Annotated in this window: 16 protein-coding genes and 1 pseudogene; 8 read left to right on the top strand and 9 right to left on the bottom strand. The window is 66.8% G+C overall.

What is annotated here, in order from left to right:
• Positions 1 to 8: 8 nt before the first annotated feature.
• A complete protein-coding gene (locus ACT3UL_RS03620) occupies positions 9 to 941 on the bottom strand; it encodes a cation diffusion facilitator family transporter (protein ID WP_444576803.1) in 933 nt (310 codons plus the stop codon).
• Positions 941 to 1,315, bottom strand: a complete 375-nt coding sequence (locus ACT3UL_RS03615) for an ArsR/SmtB family transcription factor (protein ID WP_443401178.1) — start codon at positions 1,313 to 1,315, stop codon at positions 941 to 943. The genes ACT3UL_RS03620 and ACT3UL_RS03615 overlap by 1 nt, the downstream gene beginning before the upstream one ends.
• A gap of 166 nt (positions 1,316 to 1,481) precedes the next feature.
• Between ACT3UL_RS03615 and ACT3UL_RS03610 the strand changes: the two genes are divergently transcribed.
• Entirely contained in the window at positions 1,482 to 2,153 is a 672-nt protein-coding gene (locus ACT3UL_RS03610; RefSeq protein ID WP_443401177.1) for a copper resistance CopC family protein, read from the top strand.
• A 60-nt stretch (positions 2,154 to 2,213) separates the two neighbouring features.
• Here the strand turns inward: ACT3UL_RS03610 and ACT3UL_RS03605 are convergent, their stop codons facing one another.
• The 5 genes and pseudogenes from ACT3UL_RS03605 to ACT3UL_RS03585 form a co-directional block, all read right to left on the bottom strand.
• Positions 2,214 to 3,698, bottom strand: coding sequence for a cytochrome c oxidase assembly protein (locus ACT3UL_RS03605; protein WP_444576802.1), 1,485 nt, complete (start codon positions 3,696 to 3,698; stop codon positions 2,214 to 2,216).
• 21 nt (positions 3,699 to 3,719) lie between these two features.
• A complete protein-coding gene (locus ACT3UL_RS03600) occupies positions 3,720 to 4,163 on the bottom strand; it encodes a hypothetical protein (protein WP_444576801.1) in 444 nt (147 codons plus the stop codon).
• 380 nt (positions 4,164 to 4,543) lie between these two features.
• A complete protein-coding gene (locus tag ACT3UL_RS03595) occupies positions 4,544 to 5,146 on the bottom strand; it encodes a cadmium resistance transporter (protein WP_443401175.1) in 603 nt (200 codons plus the stop codon).
• Positions 5,143 to 5,502, bottom strand: coding sequence for a Cd(II)/Pb(II)-sensing metalloregulatory transcriptional regulator CmtR (gene cmtR / locus ACT3UL_RS03590; protein WP_076806514.1), 360 nt, complete (start codon positions 5,500 to 5,502; stop codon positions 5,143 to 5,145). Before cmtR ends, ACT3UL_RS03595 begins: the two co-directional genes overlap by 4 nt.
• Before the next feature lie 370 nt (positions 5,503 to 5,872).
• Positions 5,873 to 6,640, bottom strand: a pseudogene (locus ACT3UL_RS03585) (flavoprotein); the annotation flags it as partial.
• Between the two features lie 1,416 nt (positions 6,641 to 8,056).
• Between ACT3UL_RS03585 and ACT3UL_RS03580 the strand changes: the two are divergent.
• Entirely contained in the window at positions 8,057 to 10,606 is a 2,550-nt protein-coding gene (locus ACT3UL_RS03580; protein ID WP_444576799.1) for a hypothetical protein, read from the top strand.
• Positions 10,603 to 12,072, top strand: a complete 1,470-nt coding sequence (locus tag ACT3UL_RS03575) for a hypothetical protein (RefSeq protein WP_444576797.1) — start codon at positions 10,603 to 10,605, stop codon at positions 12,070 to 12,072. Before ACT3UL_RS03580 ends, ACT3UL_RS03575 begins: the two co-directional genes overlap by 4 nt.
• Before the next feature lie 40 nt (positions 12,073 to 12,112).
• Here the strand turns inward: ACT3UL_RS03575 and ACT3UL_RS03570 are convergent, their stop codons facing one another.
• Complete coding sequence (locus ACT3UL_RS03570) at positions 12,113 to 13,054, bottom strand: hypothetical protein (protein WP_444576795.1); 942 nt, start codon at positions 13,052 to 13,054, stop codon at positions 12,113 to 12,115.
• A 106-nt stretch (positions 13,055 to 13,160) separates the two neighbouring features.
• On the opposite strand from ACT3UL_RS03570, the gene ACT3UL_RS03565 reads away from it, so the two are divergent.
• Entirely contained in the window at positions 13,161 to 13,865 is a 705-nt protein-coding gene (locus ACT3UL_RS03565; RefSeq protein WP_444576793.1) for a hypothetical protein, read from the top strand.
• 131 nt (positions 13,866 to 13,996) lie between these two features.
• On the opposite strand, the gene ACT3UL_RS03560 is transcribed toward ACT3UL_RS03565, so the two are convergent.
• Positions 13,997 to 14,728, bottom strand: coding sequence for a haloacid dehalogenase type II (locus tag ACT3UL_RS03560; protein ID WP_444576791.1), 732 nt, complete (start codon positions 14,726 to 14,728; stop codon positions 13,997 to 13,999).
• A gap of 418 nt (positions 14,729 to 15,146) precedes the next feature.
• Here ACT3UL_RS03560 and ACT3UL_RS03555 point away from each other — a divergent pair, with 418 nt between their 5' ends.
• Genes ACT3UL_RS03555 through ACT3UL_RS03540 form a run of 4 tightly spaced genes read left to right on the top strand, consistent with a single transcriptional unit; the run spans position 15,147 to position 21,756 of the window.
• On the top strand, positions 15,147 to 15,287 hold the full coding sequence (locus ACT3UL_RS03555) for a hypothetical protein (RefSeq protein WP_444576789.1): 141 nt from the start codon (positions 15,147 to 15,149) through the stop codon (positions 15,285 to 15,287).
• Positions 15,284 to 15,835, top strand: coding sequence for a nuclease-related domain-containing protein (locus ACT3UL_RS03550; RefSeq protein ID WP_444576787.1), 552 nt, complete (start codon positions 15,284 to 15,286; stop codon positions 15,833 to 15,835). The genes ACT3UL_RS03555 and ACT3UL_RS03550 overlap by 4 nt, the downstream gene beginning before the upstream one ends.
• Before the next feature lie 9 nt (positions 15,836 to 15,844).
• Entirely contained in the window at positions 15,845 to 19,912 is a 4,068-nt protein-coding gene (locus ACT3UL_RS03545) for an FtsK/SpoIIIE domain-containing protein (protein ID WP_444576785.1), read from the top strand.
• A gap of 50 nt (positions 19,913 to 19,962) precedes the next feature.
• Positions 19,963 to 21,756, top strand: a complete 1,794-nt coding sequence (locus ACT3UL_RS03540) for a phage tail tip lysozyme (protein ID WP_444576783.1) — start codon at positions 19,963 to 19,965, stop codon at positions 21,754 to 21,756.
• The last annotated feature ends 34 nt before the right edge of the window (positions 21,757 to 21,790 follow it).

Here is a 21,790-nt window from a genome sequence, read left to right as displayed (position 1 = left end):
CGTGGGTGCTAGGTGTGCAAGAGACGTTCGGATTCCCCTCGATGCACGGACGGGCTCTCCAGCTGGATCGTGGCGTGCTCGAACGCTATCGGGAAGTGCGTCCTGACGCAGACATGGACCTCTTCGAGGATCCGCAGGGCGTGGGCCGATTCGAAGCACTCCTCCCCGACGACGACGTGCGCCGAGATGATCGGCAGATTGCTCCCGATCGCTGAGGCGTGCAGGTCGTGGACGTCCTGGACGTGGTCGAGCGCGAGGATGTGCTCGCGCACCTGATCGAGATCCACTCCCTTCGGGGTGTACTCCATGAGGATCCGCAGCGTCTCGGCCAAGATCCGGAACGCCCGAGGCACGATCAGCGCGGCAATGAATAGACCGGCCAGTGCATCGGCCTGCTGAAATCCGGTCAGCTGGATGACGATCGCGGCCGTGATCACGCCGAGCGAACCGAGAGCGTCATTGAGCACCTCGAGGAACGCGGCACGCATGTTGAGGCTCGAGTTCTTGCCTCCGGCCAGGATGAGGATCGCGGTGACGTTCGCGACCAGCCCGATCACACCGAAAACGAGCAGCTCTCCCGAGGGGACGTCCGGGGGGTCTGTCAGTCGCGAGATGCCCTCGACGGCGGTGTAGGTGCCGACCACGATCAGGAGCGTGGCCTGGGCCAAGGCTGCCAGTACCTCGACGCGAGCGAATCCCCAGGTTCGGCTGCTGTTGGCTGGGCGCAGCATCATGGTCGCCGCGATCAGCGCGACCAGCAGCCCGGAGGCGTCGACAAGGGCATGCGCCGTGTCCGTGAGCAGAGCAAGACTGCCGGTGACGACGCTCCCGATCGCTTGCGCGAGCACGATGACGGTGGTGATGGCGAACGCGATGGCCAGTCGCGTCCGGGCGGTGCTCCGTCCGCTGCCACCGTGCGAATGGTCGTGTCCTGAGTTCATCAGAGGTCCCCGTCCTCGAGGTTCTCGTGATCGCGGTGGTTCTTCAGGGACAGGGTGGTCCCGGAGATGTCGAGCAGGTCGTCCGCCGCCTCGAGCAGGTCGCTCAGTCGGCGCAGATCGGTGAGGGCGAACCAGGAGGCGCGGCCTTCGGTGCGTGCGGTGACCAGGCCGCAGTCGCGCAGGCACGCGAGATGCTTGCTGACGGTCGACTGGGCAAGGTGCATGTGTTCGACAAGCTCGCGGACTCGGTGCTCACCGGTCGAGAGATGCTGGAGGAGAGCCAAGCGTGTGGGTTCGGCGAGAGCGTGGAAGAGCGCGGCATGACTGTCTGCCACCTCGAACTGGGGCTCGGCCGGGATCGCATCAATCGTCATGTGGCGATGATATCGCCGTATGGGGTTCTGTAAAGGGGGCGTGGCGGGGCGAGTCGATCCTGGGAGAAGAGCGAAGAGTTTGCTCGTGGCACGCCGCTACGCTCGATGCGCCCCAGTCACGGAGACACACCCGCCCGCACGAGGGCCACCCGAGGAGGAGAAGTTCATGACGGCGGACACGACGGCTGCTCGCGCAACCACCGGGGCTGCGGTGCGGATCATGTTGACCAGCCTGGCCGGGCTGCTCACCGCCGTGCTGATGCCGCTGGCGATCCCAGCACTGTTGCCCGCAGCGTCAGCACACGACACCTTGACCTCTTCGAACCCGGCAGCAGGCGAAAGCCTCAAGCAGGCGCCCGAGGCGCTTGAGCTCACCTACAGCGACGAGGTCCTCAACCTCTCCCCGGCCGTGCGACTGACCACCTCCGCCGGCGAGGAGATCTTCACCGAGACGCCCACCGTGTCCGGCAACACGGCCACGATCGACCTGCCGCCGCTGCCCGCCGATGACTATCAGGTCCTATGGCGTGTCGTCTCCTCCGACGGCCACCCGATCGAGGGCACAGTCGACTTCACCGTCACAGTCGGTGCCGAGACCACGGCCTCGGCCGCAGCAGACTCCGGAGCGGAGGAGCCTACGGAGAGCGAGGAGCCGACCGCCGGGACGGACGAACCGAGCACGGAAGCCACCGCTGCCGAACAGGCAGATGCCCCGCAGAGCGAGGGCGGCTTACCCCTCGGCATGCTCCTCGGCGGCGTCGCCCTGCTCCTGCTGCTCGCCGCCATCGGCGCGATCATCGTTCGTATGCGCCGCAGTTCCGGGAACAACACCGACTGACCATCACGAACCCGATCACGACGGCACGTGACGCACGCCGGGGCGAGCAACAGAACCGGCTCAGTGCCGCGCTGAGGCGGAACGACGTACGGTGAGTCCTTCGCTGCTCCGCCGCGACCGCGAGATGACCGCGCCGTGCAGGACTGCCAGCACCAGGACCAGCGCAAGCAGGACCCAGCCACCTAGTCTTTGATCCCCGAGCGCATCGGCGCCCCAGGTCCGCCCCATGACCGCGAACCAGTCGGGCTCCACGACCGGGAGCGCCAGCGCGAACAGCAGCGCCACGCCAGCAAGAACCCCGGTCCCCACAGCCAGGGCCACCCAGCGCTCCGCCCGAGCAACCGTGCCACCACCCAGCGCCCTGCCCTGGATCGGCAGCGCCACAGCAGCACCGGCCACCACAGCGGCAGCAAGTACGATCAGTCGGCCCGGCGCGGTCTGCAGGCCCGCACCGAGAGCCGGGGTCAGGTAGATCGCCGCAAATCCCACCGCGCCGAGCAGCGCCAACACCACCGGATGCACGATCCACTGACCCGCACGGGAGCGAGGCTTCCAGTCGACGAGCTCGCGCAGCCCCGCAGAACCATCCGACCGAGGAGCGATCCGCTCCCGCACAAGGTCACCGAAACGACCGGCGACCAGCAGAGGCACTGCCACCAGAGCAAGCAGCGCGTGCTGGCCCAGGTGCACGGAGAACTGCACCGGCGCATACACCCCCGGTGCTCCGCTCGTCACCCAGACGATGACCGCGCACCCCGCGACCCACGCCGATGTCCTGCCCACGGGCCAGCGTCGCCCGCCCCTGCCCGTCACCGGGCGAAGCACCCTCACCCAGAGGTAGATGACCGCGAGACCGAGGGCGAGCGCCATCCCCGCGACGTCCACACGCCAGGTCGTCAGCAGCGTCGTCAGCTCAGGCGGAGCAGGCAGGGGGTAGTCGGTCAGCGCCTCAGCCGTCGAGGCGACCGGTTCGGGCTCGTCCGGCACCGGAGGCGCCGTGTTCGACAGCGCGGCAGCGATCCCGGTCGCCGCCGCGATCAGGAAGACTTCCCCCGCGGCGAGCCACAGAAAGTCTCTCCGGCGATCCGAGTCCCGCAACCGGACCAGCACCCGTCGGCGCTGCCACCAGCCCGCACCACCCAGCAGCACCAGCAGCATCGTCTTCAGCACGAGCATCCACCCGTACGCCGTGGTCACAAGATCCAGAGGCGCGGAGAGCCGAACCAAGGCAGAGGCGATACCGCTGGCGGCCAACGCTCCATAACAAGCAAGCGCCAGGACGCTGAACCGTTCGGCGGCATCCCCGAGACGTGCGCCGAGCCGGCCCGCAATCAGCACGAGCAGCGCCAGCCCACCCAGCCACACTCCGGCAGCCACAAGGTGCACGATCATCGCGCTCGTGGCCGCCTCATGAGAGGTCTGACCCGAGGCGTGCCCCGTCATCGACTTCGTCACCAACGCCGCGAACACCAGACTCAGCGCGATCAGGAGGCCTGTTCGGGACCTCACGACGATCAGCATCGTCGAGGCGGCAGCAACGAACACCGCTCCGGCAAGATGCTATTGTCAGAGATCACGCCGCTTGTGGGCCATCAGGAGATCGGAACCGAAGCGCGGAGAGAATGGTGCCTGGCCCGCCGCCAGGGCGTAGCCAAGGACCAGCCGCAAGACCAGCAGCGTTGACCACACCATTCCCAGGCCCATGCCGATGTCGAGCGCCCGCTCGTACGCCGGATGGAACCGAGAAACGCCGGCATGACCCTGATCAGCCTCCGGCGCGGACGGCTCCACACGGCGGGGCAGCACGACGAGCGCCAACACGAGGCACGCAATGGTGACGGCGCCGACCACATCACCAATAGCGTCGACGATCGGCAACCCCCACCGCACCACCGGGCCCGCATCGACGAGCTCCATCGAGACCGGCGCTCCCGCCATGGCGGCCGCGATCACCGTCCACAGAACAGCCCACGGCGCCGCCGCACAAACGACCAGGGCCCTGGTCCGCATCGCACTCACCAGGTCGCCCCGCATCGAATCCCGGGAACCGCTGCGCGAACCGGCGAGACGACCGTCCCGGCATCGTCGTCTGCCATTCTGTTCACCGCACGGGAAGCCCTCGGATACGTACCGATCATCAACATGCTTCCAGTCTCCCGTTCACCGTTGCGCCAGCTACTCCACTAGCCCCGGCCAGGCTAGCCATCGACCGGCGCGCCCTGGAACTCAGACGCGCTCACCATGAGCAAGCCCTCCCCGAGTGAACGGCAGGAGTTCGGCGGGACGCAGAGCCTGTCCACGCTCAGAAGACGCCGACGTGACGAAGCGTCCCGAGTCCAAGATCCGACACTGATCTGTCGAGCCCGGGACCTGTGTTCGCTTGGGCTGAGTCAGAGGCCGAAGGCTCCACCGCTGACGAGGATGACGATGCCGAGACCGATGAGAACGATGGGGAAGAGGATGTGCTCCCAGCGTTCGAGGACTTCGGCGATCGGTGGACGGGTGGCGACGAATCTGGCCAGCACCACCAAGACTGCAACGAGTGCAAGGAAGACGATGCAGTAGGCGGCCACCGCGAGAGGCTCCACGCTCAGGAAGACCGGGGTGTAGACACCGATGTTGTCACCGCCGTTGGCGAAGGTGACGCCTGCGACCGTCAAAGCGCCGACCTTCTTGCCGGCAACCTTGGCGTCGTCGTCATCGTCGTCATCGCCTCCGCGCCATGCCTGCCACGCGGCCCAGAGACCGAGGCCCAGAGGGATGAGTCCGAAGTACGGGATGGCGGCCGACGGCAGGAACGCTCCGGCGCCGATGGTCACCAGAACAGCAGCACCGAGGATGCCGACGAACCCGAGGTACTGCCCGACCAGAATGCGGGCGGTGGTGCCGCGCTGGCCCGCACCTCGGGCGAAGAAGAGGGAAAGCACGATGATGTCGTCGATGTTGGTCGCTACGAACAGACCCATCGCCTGCAGCACCGAGGCGAGGATCATGCGCGCTCCCCTGCTGCATCGCATCCGGGAACGGAGCAGGCAGAATCGATGCAGGGGGCGTGTTCGTCCACCGCGAGGGTCGCATCGACCAGTGCCGTCAGGGCCTGCGCCAGGTGGGAATCGGCAATCTCATAACGCGTCCGACGACCCTCGGGCTCGGCGACCACGATCCCGCAATCCCGAAGGCACGCGAGGTGATTGGACACGTTGGGCCGGGTCAGATCCAGATCTCGGGCCAGCTCCGCCGGGTAAGCGGGACCCACGAGCAGAGTCAGGATGATCCGGGACCGGGTCGGGTCGGCCAGCGCGCGACCCAGCCGGTTCATCACGTCGAGACGGGAAGCAATAGTCAGCATGCACTGAACTATATACCAACTACTGAACAGTGTGACGCTGGCGGCCAGGTGAGCCCGAACCCGCTTCCCCGACGATCGAGGCCCCGTTCCGCCACGCCGAACGTCATGGGCTCCGGCGAGCACTCGAGCGTCTTGTCCTGGCTGCGACTTCGTGGTCAGCAAGCGTGATCGGTCGATCCAGGAAGGAACCCGCCCAACGTGCCCTCATACTCGGCGTTACCGACAACTGCTACGCACAGCCCGAAAGCAGCGCCGTCTATCCAGCGGAGCCACGGCGGGCTCGGGCGGGTTCGGACCTGGTTGACACGGCCAAGGACGATAAGGACCTGCTCTCAGCGGGACGATCGACAATCGCCGTTCGGCTGGTGAGTCATCGCCCGGTAGAAACTTCGATCAGTTGCGGGCTGCTACAGCAGGCGTCGCCGGCTGGCGCGGGGGCGTTGCAGCTGCCGCCGAGGTCGGTGGTGCACACGCCGGTCTCGGGCAGTTCCAAATGGACGGCGTCTCCTGCTTCGCGGTCGCCGGCCAGTGCTGCCGCGATGGAGCGGACTTGCTCGTAGCCGGTGTCCATGAGGAAGGTGGGGGCACGGCCGTAGCTCTTCATGCCGACGATGTAGAAGTTCTTCTCCGGGTGGGCCAGGACGAGCTCACCGGTGGGGTTCGACGGATCCACAGGCGTGGAACTCGGGGTCGATGAGCGGGCCCAGCTTTGCGGGTGCCTCGACGGCCGGGTCCAGGTTCAGGCGGAGCTCGGAGAGCATGGCGAGCTCTGGGCGAAACCCGGTGGCCGGCACCAGCACATCGACACTCGCTTCTCGTTCCCCGTCCGGGGTCACCGCGTGAACAGTCAACGCGTCCTCGCCGGTGAAGTGGGTGATGGTGAACGAGGTGAGGACTTCGATGCGTCCGGTGTCGACCAGCGTGCGCAGTCGGGTGCCGAGTGCCCCGCGTGCTGCGAGTTCGTCCTGCTCTCCGCCGCCGTAGACGCGAGTGAAGTCTGCGGTGCGGACGGCCCAGATGATCGGGGTGGCATCGTCCAGTCCTGCGAGGTCCAGCAGGCGGCCGAGTGGCCAGCGCCCGTCACCATGACGCGCTTGCCGGCGACGCGTTCGCGATCACGGCCCTGCACGTTGGGCAGCCCCCTGACCGACCCTCGGAGAAACGTCGCATCAGAGTGCCCCGGGCATCGGGGCGGCACCGTGCGCCTATGCACTATTCCCCAATGAGTGAGGCTCGTAGTCCCGGGCACCTGCCCCATCTCAAGCTGGTGCGCGCGGCGTGCCTGGAGGCGGTGTTGATGTGGGGCCTGGGCGACAGCCCGAGGGGTGGGCCGGTAGACGCTTCGGATTGAACGAGCCGAGGACCCGAACGGAACTGAGCGCCATAGGAAGAGGTCGCTCAGCCTTCCCTCCCCTGCCTGCTCGCTCCGGCGGTTGTCCTCGCTGGCGCTCGTCCGTCCTTGGTGCTCGCTGTCCGGTCCGGTCGGTTCGCTCCCTGTCGGAGCTTCGCCCCTCGGTGGTGCTCGTTGTGCGGCATCGTTGCGGTGTCGGTGCGCTGCGCGCGCGTGTCGCAGCCGTCGCGCCCACTGGTCGCTGCACCTCGGTACGCATCCTGTACGCCGTCTGGTCGGGGTCCGCGGTGCGCAACTATTACGTCTACGGGATGCGGCCCTCGCTACGCTCTCATCGCGTCAGCCCGGCGCTGCGCGCAGCGCTGATCATGCACGCTCTTGCCCCGTGATCTCCTCGTGCTCTGTGGATCCTCTGGGCCATGCGTTCCGCACTGCGTGCGTCGGGCTGGCCGTGGCGCTGCGTCTGCTCGTACTTCGTACTTCGCAACGGACTGCGTCTCGAGCTCGTCGCGGTGTCGGTGCGTCTGCTCGTGCTTCGCACTTCGCAACGCTTCGCGTCCCCGCCCACTTCACAGAGCATCCATCCCGTCGGAGGGGATCCGGGATCCTCGGATGCGCTCACGGTGTGGTCGGATTCCCGCTGCGCGGTGCATGCGCTACGCGCTTGTGATGTTGCGCGAGACGCGATGTGCGGCATGGGCGGTGCAGGACGGCATGGACTGGGTCTTCGCGACTCGACTTGTTGCGCGTAACGCAGTGATCGTTGCGTAATGGGCAAGATGCCTGCTCTCGGGGCGATTGCTGGACGCAGTCCGTTGCGAAGCGCGCAGCGCGAGCTGCCGGGCGCAGCCCGATGCGAAGTACGAAGTACGAGCAGTCGCGCAGCGTGACGAAGTGCGGAGCGCGAGTCGTCCCCGCCGGATCGGATGAACTCACAAGGAACGCTGAATCGACCACCCCGGAAGGCGAAGCCGAAGGAACACAGGGGTCGATACACGGACGAGGTCATACGACTGGACGCACCACGATCCCTCGCGGCGAAGCCGCATCGTGGACACAGCGCGTACAGGGCGGGGACTCGTCCTGGGCGGCGCGGTTGATTCTTCAAGGTCAGGTGGAGTCCAAAACTTGAGATTCGACGGCCACCTCATGAGACGCGCTGGTCTGGGTGAGAATCCGGTGCTCCTTCGCATATGAGGGGGCATGAGTACTTCCGTCGTGATCCGCCGGGTGGCCCGAGCATCCGGTGGGCAAAACAGTCCCGAGCTCGTCGCCACCCGGATGCGCTCGTTCGCCTCGTCGCTCAGCCCCCGCACCGCGGCTACGTTCCTCGCGATCATGACCGACGACGGGCTGGAGAACTACCTCATCTCTCCGGACACCGACAGCATGAACAAGGCTGCTCTATCCGCTGCGCACGCGGTCACCGGCCGTCTCTCCTACGCCGACGCCCTGCCGAATCTCCATACTGCCCGCGAGGTCGGTCATCTGTTCTTCCGTCCTGGTGGGACTCGGTCTTCGACGACGCAGAGTGGTCGGGATCCGTTCTCGATGGCGGCGTCGCTTGCGGACATGCCGGTCGGGTCGTGGGTGGCGATCACGATGCGGGCCCCGCACCGCGGACTGCTGCTGCATGAGGACCGGTTGTGGGATCGGTGGATCAAGGGCCGCATCGTCGGCGGCACCCATCATTCGCTCGAGCCGAACGGCGTGATCGCGCACGTCGCCGCAGCGTCCACGTCCCGGTCGAGTGTCGACTCTCTGCTGCGTCAGGTCTCTGGTGACATGCACGGCTTCGACCTCGAGACCCGCACGGTCCGCTTCCCCCGCCCTTGGGTACTCGCGCAGCTGATCACTGTCACGCTCGCGATCGTGACCGCTGGCATCGGCATGCAGCTTGCCGCACCGAGCATCGCGACGCTCGTGCCCGGCCCAGTCACCTCGATTATCACCACCACGCTGTTCGCCCCCGCGATGTTGCCTCTGCTCGCGATGGCCGGCTACGTGCTGTGGGGACGCTGGTACGAGAAGCGGTTCCGCACTGGGCGATTCCCGTTGCCGCCCAGGCGCTGGGCGCTGCGCACCCGGCCACCGATGCAGGGCAACGATCAAGGTCGGGCCGAGTCAGCGCAGGACTTCCAGAGCGGATCGTCCAAGCGTTCCGTTGACCCGGGCGACTATCCGCTGAACCGTGGAGCGTTCAAGCTCGGAGCAATCCTCCCCGTCGGCGCCCTCGCTCCAGCATCTGGTGCAGCGTCGGGCACGTCCGAGACCGGTGACCGCGGGGCGCCGGCGTCTCTGCTGCGCCGCATCGGGCCCGTGATCGGCCTGGACGCGATTGGCCGGATGGTGCGCCTGTCCGCCCTGGACCTGTGGGCCGGGATCGCGGTGTTCGGCAAGCCGCGTTCCGGCAAGTCCTATCTGCTGCGGTCGTTGTTCGCGTTCTTGCTGATGGACCAGCAGCCACTCCCCCGCGACGATGCCACGTCACCGGAGCAGTCGACGTCGATGCTCGGCGACCAGGGCGCGATCGTCGCGTTCGAATCGAAGTCTGGGAAAGACGCTGCCGAGTACCAGGCATGGGCAACGAGCCTCGGCAGCCGCAAGGTCCACGTGTTCGACCTGGCCGACCCGGACGGTGCCCGCATCGACATGTTCTCCGGCGGCGACGGCATCCTCGACAGCGCCGCGAAGTTCGTCGAGAAGATGATCTACCACTGGGGCCCAGATTCCATCGGCGCCGCCTCAGCGAAGACACTCCGCGGAGTGTTCACCACCGCCCTCGGCATCCCGACCGACGTTCTGGACGAAGCGATCGGGACGCATCCGGAGGCGCCGACCCCACCACCCGTCGCGACTCCGATGTCGATCGCGCACGCCTTGCTCGGCGGGTTCGGCGAAGAGTTCGGTGTGCATCTGGCCGAGACGATCCGTCGCCGACTCGCGGACGTGAAAGCAGGCCGTGCGGAGGGCGAGAAGGAGTCGCTCGAAATCGCGGTCGGAGGACTCTCCGAGCTCTATAGCGCGGCGGTGAAGCCAGCCGGTCGCGCCGCGCTGCAGAAGGCACCTTCATCGAAACTCGAGGTGCTGATGCTCGCCCCGCACTGGTGGCGACCAGAGGGCCGCGTCACCACCATCGAAGAGATCCTGCGCCGCCACCTACGCGTGGTGATCAACTCCGGTGCGACCTCCACTCGCACTGGTGCCAGCCGCGACAACCTCCGCCTCCCAGCCGCCGTCGGCAACGCGCTCAGCGGCATGCTCCTGTACTCGCTGAAGGAAGCAATCCAGGACGTGTGCGCCGGCTGGGAAGAGCAAGGCCGGTACGTCGCGATCATCTGCGACGAGCTCGCCCGGGTCGCGACGAACTCCCCCGAGGTCATCGAGTGGACCCGCATGCAGGGCCGCTCCTTCGGCGTCATCCCGATCTACGCCACCCAGGAACCCGACCAGCTACCCGACGCGGTCCGACGCACCATGTTCTCCCTGTCGACGGTCATCTCCTACGCCCAGGAGAATTCGGACGTCGCCACCCAGATCGCGAAGGACTTCACCGGCGGCGCGAGCGAGGGCTTCGAGGTCGTCCACCCCAAAGAAGTGATGGATCTGCCGCGGTACATGACCCTTGTGCGCACCGTGCTCGAGCAGCAGCGCCAGAACGTGTTCACTGCGAAGGTCCACCCTTTCGAGGACGACCGTGACTCGTTCCGCGATGTCGTCTACCCGGCCGAGACGGAGGACCGGTCCCGATGAACTCTCGGCACCTCGCAGACCTGCCCAGTCCCATCGCGTCGGTCCCGTTCCGTGCCGCGGAACGTGTGGACCCGTACTGGGAGGGGATGTTCGCGACCGGCAGCTCCGACGGCTGGGTCAGTGCATCCCAGCACCGCCGTGCCCCCGCATCCCAGATGCGCTGGTCGGGCATCCCGCCGTGCTACGTCACCAGCCAGGACGAGGCTCTGAAGGAGATGCGCACCAACCGTCACCGCCCCTCTATCCTCGCCGCGCTCGGCGCCGTCTCCTCCTGGCGCACCGTCACCCGCGAGCAGCTCGCCTGCATCGCCGGATCACGAGTCATGGGGAACACCTACCCCGCCGCGCTATCTACACCCTTCAGTGCGGGCCTGCTCGCCCACGGCTACGTCTCGGCCGGCATGAACCGCCTCGCCCCCGGCGCCCAGCGGATGAGCATGTGGACCGTCGGCGACCAGATCGACGCCTACGCCCAGTACCGCAAGTCCCTCACCTTCGCCGAGCACATCGCCATCACCGGCGGCCAGGACTGGAACAGCGAGCACCGCTTCGACCGCCACAACGTCCTCACCACCGAGCTCGCACTGCGCGTCGCCGAATTCTGCGACGTCGCCACCGTGCTCGGCGAGAAGCAGATCTCGCTGCAGTCCATGCTCGCCGCCTCGGGGCTCCAGGCGCAGCTGGCGGATCTGGGCCGCCGGGCGGACGCCGGGATCGTGCGCCGCGACGGCCTGGTGATCGCGCTCGAGACCACGGCATCGGTCGGTCACGCATTCCGGCGGAAGATGGCCAAGTGGGCGCAGATCCTCCAACGCCACCCCACCTACGAACTCCCCCTCGTCGTCCTCGTGGTGGACGTGTCCACGCCGTCGCAGGCAACCAGCGCCTCCGCGAAGAACACCGCCCACGCCGAAATCCAAGCCGCGATCCGCGAAGCCGTCCGCGACTACCCCGGCACGGCACTGAATCGGACCTCCACACGGCTCGGCGTCGTCTCGTGGACCGACTGGTTCCCCGGCCCGCACCAGGTCTCCGACGCCTTCGACGGACTGACCGCCTCGTTTCTCGCCCGCGGCACCAACGGTGGTGAAGACGGCTGGCGACCCGTGCGGCTGCTGAACGAGCAGGACCTTCCGTATCGCGAAGGCTCGACGGATGCTGGCGAGATGATCCCGAGGAACGCCCGGCTGCTAGCTGGCACCCCGCATTGGCTGCGCCCCGGCACGGTGCAACGCACCGACGAGTACTTACTAGCGCAGGTCGGCGCCTACGGTATCGATACGCTCATAGACCCGTCGGTACCCGACCGCATGACCGGCCCCGGATTTACGCAGCAGGTCGCAGGGCGGAAGTGGCGGGGTCTGGTTCGGCTGGGACCGTCCGCTCGGGATGGCCGCGCTCCAGAATTCGATAGCCAACGCTTTGAGTCCGGCTCGCCCGGATCCGGTCTCGAACCGCGCACCTAATAGGCGAGTTCATCCGTCCACTTCCAGGGAAGCAGGCGGCTCAGGCCTCCTCAGGCTCTTCGTCCTGCAGGCCTCGCCTGATCTGATCTAGCTGGCGAAAGTATCGGGGAGCGGCCATGTAGAGTACAGCGCAGCCAGCCTCCGTGAAAGCGGGTTCAAGATCGTCGTCAGTTGCTCCCGTTGGATGTAGACCGTAGTTCCGCAAGTCACGGAGATGCGCCGCTTGCGATCGCAAGTCTTTGAGCCCTCGCTTATTCCACGCGCTTCGACGCGCCACGCCCTCGGCCGAACGGTCAATGACTTCGGCAGCGTTGTCGCCCGCAGCCACCAGACGCTGCAGCTTTACGTCGTCGGTGAGGTGGGCGCCGAGCCCGAACCAGGCGGCTTCGCTAGCTGCACCGAGCAAATCGACCGCTGCGATGAACAGTCCTCGCTGGAACGCACCGATGCCTTCTCGAAGCACTTGTGAGCCACGAACGCCCAACAGCTCTAGGTACCTCTCGGGCAGATCCTCCCTCGCCAGTTCGGCACGGAGCGACGGGACTCCGGCCATCTTCCACCTGCCGTATGGAGGAGGAGGCGTGTGGTGATGCTCGTACTGGACGCTTCCGTTCCAGGAGTTACCGCGGACAGGGATCGAGTCGCCGCTCGCCCTGTAGCTATCGCCGGACGCCGGGGAGATAACGCCATTGGTGTACAGCTCGTGAAGCACGTGGTCGGTCGCGAATCTAAGGCGCCGTGACCAAACTGCCGGGTGTGAGGGGTCAACGTCCTCTACCTGGCGGCCATGAGGTGTATCTACCTTGAGCGGCTCCCGCGCGCTCTCGCTGGTCAACCCATGCGCGTCCAAGACGGCCTTGTAAATGTCACCGTTTGAGCTCGACGGAAGCCCCGACAGCAACTGCAAGACGATCTTGCGCGCCTCGACTAGATCTCGTCCCCCAGGGGAGACGGCATCGGCAGCAGCGGGTGAGTAGACCATTCACGCAGAGTATCGACAGAGGCGGACATCGTGGAAACGGCGTCCGGGTGGATCCGCCCACTTCACGGCATGACCGCGTCACAATCGAGATGAAGGGCTGGGCGCCATGGAAAACAGGCGGAAGAAGAACACGGGCGAGCAGGGCAACGGGGGTGAGTTCGGGTCAGTCACCCGGAGCGATGCGGACGTCCAGGTCGAGCACTCCGACTCGGGCGGGAGCATCGACCGCTCGGCCAGGATCGACAGCTCCGCAATGATCAGCTCGTCGGCGACGATCCGGAACATGGTGCGGATCCAGGAGGACGTGACGATCGGCGAGGGTGTGAAGATGGGCCACCACTCCTTCGCCGGCGCCGGAGCACGACTCGACGCCGGCGTTCAGGTCGGTGCGAGCGCGAAGGTCGGCGGCGGCTCCCACATCGGCGAAGGCGTCCGCATCGGACCGAGCGCCTCCATTTCCACACGGGCGCGGATCGGAGAGCGCACGAAGATCTCTGCGGGAGCGAACATCGGCTCTGACACCGAGATCGGGCCCGACGTGTACATCGGTCGGCACGCCCACGTCACCGGACGCTCCACCATCGGGCATAGGACCGTGATGAAGGACTGGTCCTCTGTTGGTCACGCGTCCACGCTCGGCCGCGACGTCGAGCTCGGCGAGGACGCGTTGGTCGGCTACCGCTGCACCATCGGCGACAACGTCCGCGTCTCCCCCGACTTCATGGTCCTTCCTGACTCGCGCATCGGAGACGGTGAGCACGTCACGATCGACCACCCGCGCGCGGCGCCGGAACCGAACCCCGAAGACTGAAAACACGAATCACTTCGTGCAGACCGGCCTTGACCTCCCGGTCGCTCCTGCGCTCCGACCCCGAGATTGCGGAGTTGGAGCCGCTTCGGTTCAGCTATTTCACCGGCCGTGGACGCTCGGCAGTACGCATCTCACGTGAGCTGCTCGGCCAGTTGGATCAGAGACCGTGCCCGCAAATCGGGGAACTTGAAGTACGCAGGGTAGACGCCGTCGTCCCGGTTGATCCAGGCGGCGCCGAGACCCGCGCGCGCCGCGCCGTCGATGTCCCAGGGATGCACGGCGACCAGCATGGCGTCCATCGGGTCGACGCCGCACTGCTCGAGAGCGTAGGCGTACGCGCCTGCCCCGGGTTTCCAGATGCCCGCCTGTTCGACGGACAGGAGGGCCTCGAAGTGGCCGCGGATTCCGGCCCGGTCGAGCAGCGACTCGGCGACGGATGCAGACCCGTTGCTCAGCGTCACCAACCGGATCCCTAGCCCGCTCAAGGCCTCAGTACCCTTTGGGACGTCTGCATGCACTGGCAGACCGGTGAACCCGGCCATGATGTGTTCGACCGCGTCCTCGGTGTCGCGGTTCAGCGGGAGCCCATGGAGGTTGGCGCGCAGTGCCTCCGCCGCGATGCGGGCGAAGGGCTCACTGACACCGACAGTGGTCAAGGCGAAGCCATCACGGAGAAGTCCCGCGAACCAGGTCTTCGCCAGGTGAGCCGGTGCGCCGACCTCCTCGAACCACTGGCCCATCGACGACATGTCCGAAAGCGTCTCGTTGACGTCAAAGATCAGCAGGGCCGGTCGCCTGGGTCCATCAGTACTCACAGGACGGCCCGCCCTCGCGAGAGCGTGGTCGGTGTGTGCGCTCGTCATGCGCCTCACCGTAGCCCGGGCCTCCCTTGCGTGCGACCCCTATGCGTACCGGAGCTCGAGTGGCACCGGCCGAGAAGCCTGTCGCCGGTCCAGTCACGAGCCTCGGTAGCGATGTTGCTCGGGGTAAGCGTGCCGTTGTGGCCAGGGGGTGTCCGTCAGTGACAGAGGCACTGCACAGATGGTGCTCCAGGACAGCAGCGCCATCGGCGGCGACGTGCGGATCGGACACGGCAGCCTCCATGAGTCCGGCTCGCACATCGTCGGCCGAGAGAACGTCACCCTCGACCACGCGCCCTGCAGCAACGAAGTCGGCTTCCAATGTCTCACTGCACGCCCGCACCAGAATCTGCGGGTCCCGTGAGGTCGCGTTCCCGCCCACTGGCCGAATCAACGGATCTCTCTGGCGAAGGTGGGCGACATGGAACTGGGACGTGGACCGCGGTACGAGAAGGACTCCGACGACCTCGCGAACTCCCTAAGTGGTGGCGCGGTAAAGGTCGGGTTGTTCGTGCTGGTGGCGATCTTCGTCCTGTCTCTGCTGGTCGGGGTGTTCTCGTGAGCGGATCCGTGTTCGGGATCGCGGGCGGGACTGTCGAGGAACTCGGCACGAATGCTGCGAAGGTCGGTCGCGCAGGTGAGGAAAGCACTGGGCGGGCGCTGGACCGGATCGCGGTGGAGTCCCGGCGAGATGTGTGGCATGACCTTGATGTTCCCGCCCGAGGCATCTCCGCGAACATCGACCACATCGTCACCGGCGGCACCGTCGTGCTGATAGTCGACTCGAAGCGGTGGCGGCCCGGCTTCTACTGGACGCTCGAGGACACGTCGTACCGATGGCTGTCGAAGGTGGAGCACGCCGACCGTCGCACGATGGCGATGATCCAGCAGCGCATCAGCGCCCACATCCCCCGCGCCCTGGTCCGCCGGCCGCTGGTGTCGATCGAGACCTCCCGCCCCGGGGCCATGAGCGTGACGTTCCTGCACGTCCCTGGTGCAGATGCGATCCGGGCCAGTGCCCTCCCCCGGCGCGTCCGTGCCCTGGTACCTGATGAGCCGACCGATCCGGATCTCGTCGCGGCCCTGTATCCCCTGCTCCGCACCAGCTGAGGAGAATCCATGGCGCAGAAGTACGACAAGCCAGCCTTGAACCTCACCATCCCCCTGATGGTGCTGACTCTGCTGCTCGCCGGTGCTGCGCTGCTGTTCGGGCTGCCCGTGGGGTGGGTGCTGTTTACCGGGGTGCTGGCCGTAGCGTGGCTGAACCCTGCGCCGATGCTGACGGGGCCGAAGGAGACGCCAGCCAATCCGCGGGAGGAGCATTTGGTCCGCCGGCATCGGGCGTGGCTGGATACGCGCACATCTTTGCTGTTCGGGAGCGTGTGGGGCTTGGAGTCGTTGTGGCCCGGGATCCCGCCTCGCCTCTCGTTCATCGCCTCGGCCGCGACCGGAACCCTCGTAGCGTCACTGCCGCTGTCCGGTCAGCTCCCCACGGCGCTGCTCGAGCGCCTCGGAGCTCTCCTCGGTATGGAAACGCCCGTCGTGGCATTGCCGTGGTGGGTCGCGGTGAGTTCGGGGCTGCTGACACATCACGTGATCGTCTCTCTGCTGGCCCGCCGACGAAGGCTCCGGGAACAGCCGGTCGTCTCCATTGGTCCCGCGGTGCTCCGGCAGCTGTGGAACTCACGGGCGCGTCCACTCATACTCGCTGCACCTTTGGCCGCTGTGCTCGGTGCGTGGGCTGCCGCTACCGGGCTTTCGATGGCGGGGCAGGAGTCATCGACGTGGCGGGCTGTCGGGATGGTCGGCGCGGCGGTGCTCGTCGTCATCGCACTCCTCTGCGGGCCGATCTTGCGGGTATGTCTGGAGCAGTGGCGACGCCTCCAGGCAGCTACGGAGGAGTGGGCTCCGCGATTCGCCGAACTGTTCACCGAGAAGGAAGGCCGCCCGCGGCTCGTGGACCGGACCGTCGCACCGTGCGGAGCCATCGTCGACGTGATGGACGCGCCGCCGAAGCTCATGGCCACAGGACTGCAGGAGCGGGCAGACGCGATCTCAGCGTTCTACGGGGATCCGTCCACGCAGATCGATGTGCTCTCCAGCCCGAACCTCGATGCCTCCGGGCAGCAGATTCCCGGTACCGCGCACCAGCTGCGCGTGCGAATCATCCAGTGGCCGGAAGGGTCCTTCCCGAACCTGCTGGACCCGGACCTCGATGGGTTCTCGCGCGACCTCGCCCTGGAATCAGCCCTGGCCCGAGCACTGGACGGGATCGGCGTGAACCGGATGGCGCTTCTGGAGGCAGTGCAGGTCGCGGACCTGCCCACGAAGATCGATTCTCGCCTGGCAGAGCTCACCGTGAAGCGAGACCGTCGCATCCGCGAGCAGATCGAGAAGCTCGGAGACGAGGACCCCGACGAGGTCGCGCGTTTGGAGCAGTCTCTGGCCGAGCCTGTCGAGCTTCCGACGACTTCCCGCGCCGCGTCAGCGTGGCGCTGGCTACGTGGCGTGCCGGGACCGGCGCCGGTGACTCCGGAGGATTCTCCGCTCGCGATTTGGAAGACGACCTGGGCGATGCCGGGCATTCCCACTCCCCCGTGGCACACAATCCAGTCCGAGTACGGCACGATCGCCGCCGCCTGCTCCACCGTCATCGAGGGCGAACCGATCGATGTCGATGTCGTGGTCGATCGGCGAAGCGGCTACATTCTCGTCGGCGACCCCCTCTCCGACGGTGCGGAGTACGCGGAGGACTCGGGACTGACCGTGGAGCAGGTCCAGAACGTGCAGGTGGAGATCGAGTGGGAGAAGCGGTGGGAGCAGACGCTTCCCCAGGGTGCGCAGCCGCCGACGACCCGGTTCGAGATCACCCGAGACGCTGAGCTGACACAGCGGTTTTCCCGCGACGGTCTCGTGCTGTACGAGCAGTTGTTCGCCACCAAGACCGGCCTGGACGCGGGCGAGACATACATCGACCCCCGCGGCAAAGACTTCGAGAAGGGGATGCGCACCTCGATCACCGGCGCGCAGATGGTCTCGATCGTCGGCTGGCCCAGCGAGAAGGAAGGCCAAGGCTCCCGCCACCCGCACCTGTTCCTGGTCCGCTGGACCACCGATCCTGTACCGACCACCCCACAAGACGTCGCATCACCCGAGCGCGCGACCCCCGTCGCCACCAGCGCCTCCGCATGGATCCTCGCGCACCTGATCAACAGCGCCTTCCGGACCGCGGCCGTAAAGCTGCCCAAGCCGGAACTCGTCGAGGCCGAGCCACTCACGCTCCCGGCGAGCTCGAAGCACGCCTGGAAGATCACGCTCCGCCTGCACGGCGGGACGACGCTCGTCGACGTGCGGAAGAAGGCCGACGCGATCCGTTCTCAACTCGCCTGCCCCTGGATGCGCCTGTCCAGTCCGCGCGACGGCGAAGTCACCCTGTACATCGGGGACCCGGGGCCCGGGGCGAAACTGTGTCGCGGCGCCGAGGTCGAGGTGCGGAGGGTCGACTTCGACCAGGCGTTCGTCGACTCGAACATCGCGAACCTCTCCGGCGCGGTCCCGACCCTGACGAAGCTCGAGACCCTCGCCTCGAACGACCAAGTGGAGGTACTGGACTTCGACCTGCCCGCCGGCGTGGATATCGCCAAGGTCAAGGGAAACCGGGAGAAGCTGCGCTCGAACCTGAACGTGGAGTTCCTGGACGTGCGCCGCCACGGCGCCTCCGGGATCCAACTGTTCATGGCCGAACACGATCCACTGCCGGAACGCGTCGGCATCCCCTTCGACCGGCTCGGCGACACCCCCGCGGCCTTCGGGGTAAGTGCACTCGGAGAACCAACCATCTACGACCCGATCGAGAACCCCCATCTCCTGGTGGTCGGTGGCACCGGATCGGGGAAGTCGGCGGCGATCAGCACCATGCTGTTCGACCTGATCCGCTGCGGCTACCTCCCCGTCATCATCGACCCGACCAAGGGAGGGTACGACTTCCTGTTCGCCAAGGACTGGGCGATCGCCCCGTTCGCCGCAGACGCCTACCAGGCCGCCTCGACCATGAAGGCCCTCTACGGTGAGCTCGAGCGCCGCAAGGCCATCAACGGCAAGTACGGCGTGGTGAACATCGACAAGCTGCCCGACGACGCCCGCCCGCCGCATCTGATCGTGGTGGTCGACGAATTCACGTCCCTGATCGGCAAGTCCTCATTGCCTCCCAGATCCGATGACCCGGCCGCTGACCATGCCCGGCTCGAGGCCGAAGCCGAGAACAACGCTCGAGCGATCATCGGGAACATCATCGGCAAACTCGGCCGGGAAGCACGCTCCGTCGGGATCCACCTGCTGCTCGGCACCCAGAAGCTGAACTCCAAAATCCTCGAAACCATGCCGGGTGGATCGGACATAAAGACGAACCTCGCTCGCATGGGCCTGGGGAACATGACCCAGGGTGAGCGGATGAGCGCATTCCGGAACCCCATGGAGGCCGACACCATCGCCGCACCCCGGGTCGGGCGTGGCCTGTTCGAGCCGCTGACTGCCCCGCATCCACGCCTCATGCAGGTCTGGTACGAGGAGAACACCACCCTCCACGCGAAGCTGGACGAGAACGACATCCCGCAGCCCGGCCCGGAGCACCTGCTGGACCCGTCGGATCCGCGGTTCGCGGTCGAACCGCTGGAGGACTTCGTCGACGTGGTCGAGGAGACCATCACGGAGCAGGAAGCGCCGGCGGTGGAGGAGCTCGACCTGAACATCAGCTTCGACCTCGGCTCCCTGCTCGGAGACACCACTCACGATCCCGAAGGCGAGGCATCCTCTGCTGAGCGGAGCGTGGCTCTGTCCGAGCTCGAGTCGAACAGCCACTTCGAGCTCCTGGAGACCTTGCAGTCCGTCATCGAGCAGGAGCCGGTCACGGAGATCGTCGTCGACGTCGAAGGTCTGGATGCCGAGTCGGAGGTCGGCGCCACCTACCGGGAGCTGATCACCGAGCTCGCCGTCGACGTGGGCGCTGAGCTAAGTGATACCGCCACCCCCGTCACCGATACCTCAGCCGAAGACTTGCCAGAGGTCGCGCCGGCCCCGGCCGACTCCCCCGCTGCGCCACCAGCACCGGAGACCAAAGAGTCGCTCGATGAGGACGACGGCTTCGACTTCACCTTCGAGGCCCCTCCGATGGTCCGCGGCGGACTCTGACCTCGCCAGCCTCGACCTCCCGCCCACTGGCGCAGCCGAGGAGGTCACCCATGGCGGATCACGCCGACACCCACGGTCCCAACACCGGGGACACTCCCCTGCCCGAAGACACCTCGCTGGACGCACCGGGAAGCGGTGACCTCGGATCCGGCACCGACGGCGGTGCGGCCGCGACAGCCACCTCGGCGGGCAAGGCGCTCGCTCAGCGTGGCGTCGAGGCGGGGGTGAAGAAGGCGACCGGGTCCGACGTTGCCGTCAGCGCCCTGCGGGGAGCGCAGAAGGCCCGTAGTGGCGACATGATCGGCGGTGCCCAAGACGTCGCTGCCTCCGGAGCCGGAGCACTCACCACCGCAGCCATCGCAGGCACCGGAGCCGGAGCGCCCGTCGCGGGACTCGCCGGATCGGCCGTCACCACCATCTTCCAGACCAAGGCCTTCCGCTACCTCTTCGCCGGCATCGCAGCGCTCGTCGTCGTCACCTTGGTGCTGCAGACCGTGCTCATCTCCGGGGTCACTGCCGCGATCGTCAGCGCCGTCCTACCCTCCGTCAGCCAAGCAGCCATGCAGTCCGACACCTGCAACGACACGGGCAATAACGGTGGAGCGATCCCGGGTGACGTGGCCGGTGGGGACATCGAGGAGAAGGTGTGGAACTACCTCCGCGGCGCCGGGTACAGCGAAGAGCAGACCGCCGGGGTCATGGGGAACATCGAACGCGAGAGCAGCTTCAACCCGTTCATCGCCCAAGGCGAAGCGAGCACCCCGTCGATCGGTTCCGGCTGGGGACTTGTGCAGTGGACTGGCAGCCGCCACGCCGAGATCCGCGACGCCGTGATCGACGAGCTCGGCACCGAGTACTACATCGCCGCACCCACCATGCAGCAGTTGCCCCCGGTCATGTCCGACGACGACGTCGACCAAATGGTGCTGTTCCAGATGCGGTACATCATCGGAGAGCTCGAGGGTGTGGAGAAGGCCGCCGGCGACCATCTCGCCTCGACCACCACCGTCGAAGAGGCCACCCGATCGTTCGAAGCGAAATACGAACGATCGGGAGTCATGGCGATCGACGAACGCATCGCCAACGCCCAAGCGTTCTACGACCAGTACACCGGCACCGCGACCCCCGACGCCGGAGGCATCGAGAACACCCCGAGCACCGACGCACCAGCCCCGCCCGCCAACGACACGGGCGGCGACTGCACAGGCACGTCAATCGCTCCCGGAACTAAGACCGGGTCCGTCACTCCCTGCCCCAGCGGGACGTCCGGCTGCGTGAACATCGCCGCGCTGATCCAGCCATCGGCCTCGCTCTCCTGCCCAGCGGGCACGACAGACAACGGCACCACCACCGCCTACTACCAGGGCCAGGGCAAGCCGATCCGGCTCTGCGCGCTCGAGGGCGTCACCGACCTCAATGGCCGCCCGATCGTCATGAACGCGACGATCGCCCCCGAGTTCGTGAAGTTCTGGACCGAAGCCGAAGCACAGGGCCTCGATCTGACGATCACGTCCTCCTACCGGTCCCACGCCAAGCAGCAGTCGCTGTACGCGAACTCCCCCGGCGGAGCTGCCCGTCCCGGATGGTCGAACCACGAGTTCGGGATGGCCTTCGACATCGGCGGCTTCCCCGCCCCCTACTCGCGCCACAACTGCGGAACCACCCAGACCCCCGAACTCGCCTGCTCCTACCCGGGCACGGGCGCCGATCTGCAGCGGTGGCAGAAGGTCCGCGAGCTCGGGCTGAAGCACGGCATGTACATCCACGACGAGGAGTTCTGGCACATCGAGTTCATCCCCTCCGGCCTCGACCGCGGCCGCAACATCGACGTCCACGAAGGATGACCCGCATGGAGAGGAAGGTGGTCCGAGGGCTCAC

Origin of the sequence: Brachybacterium sp. 107 (assembly GCF_052379725.1) — a bacterium.
Taxonomy (GTDB): Bacteria; Actinomycetota; Actinomycetes; order Actinomycetales; family Dermabacteraceae; genus Brachybacterium.
This window is presented reverse-complemented; position numbering and strand designations above follow the sequence as displayed.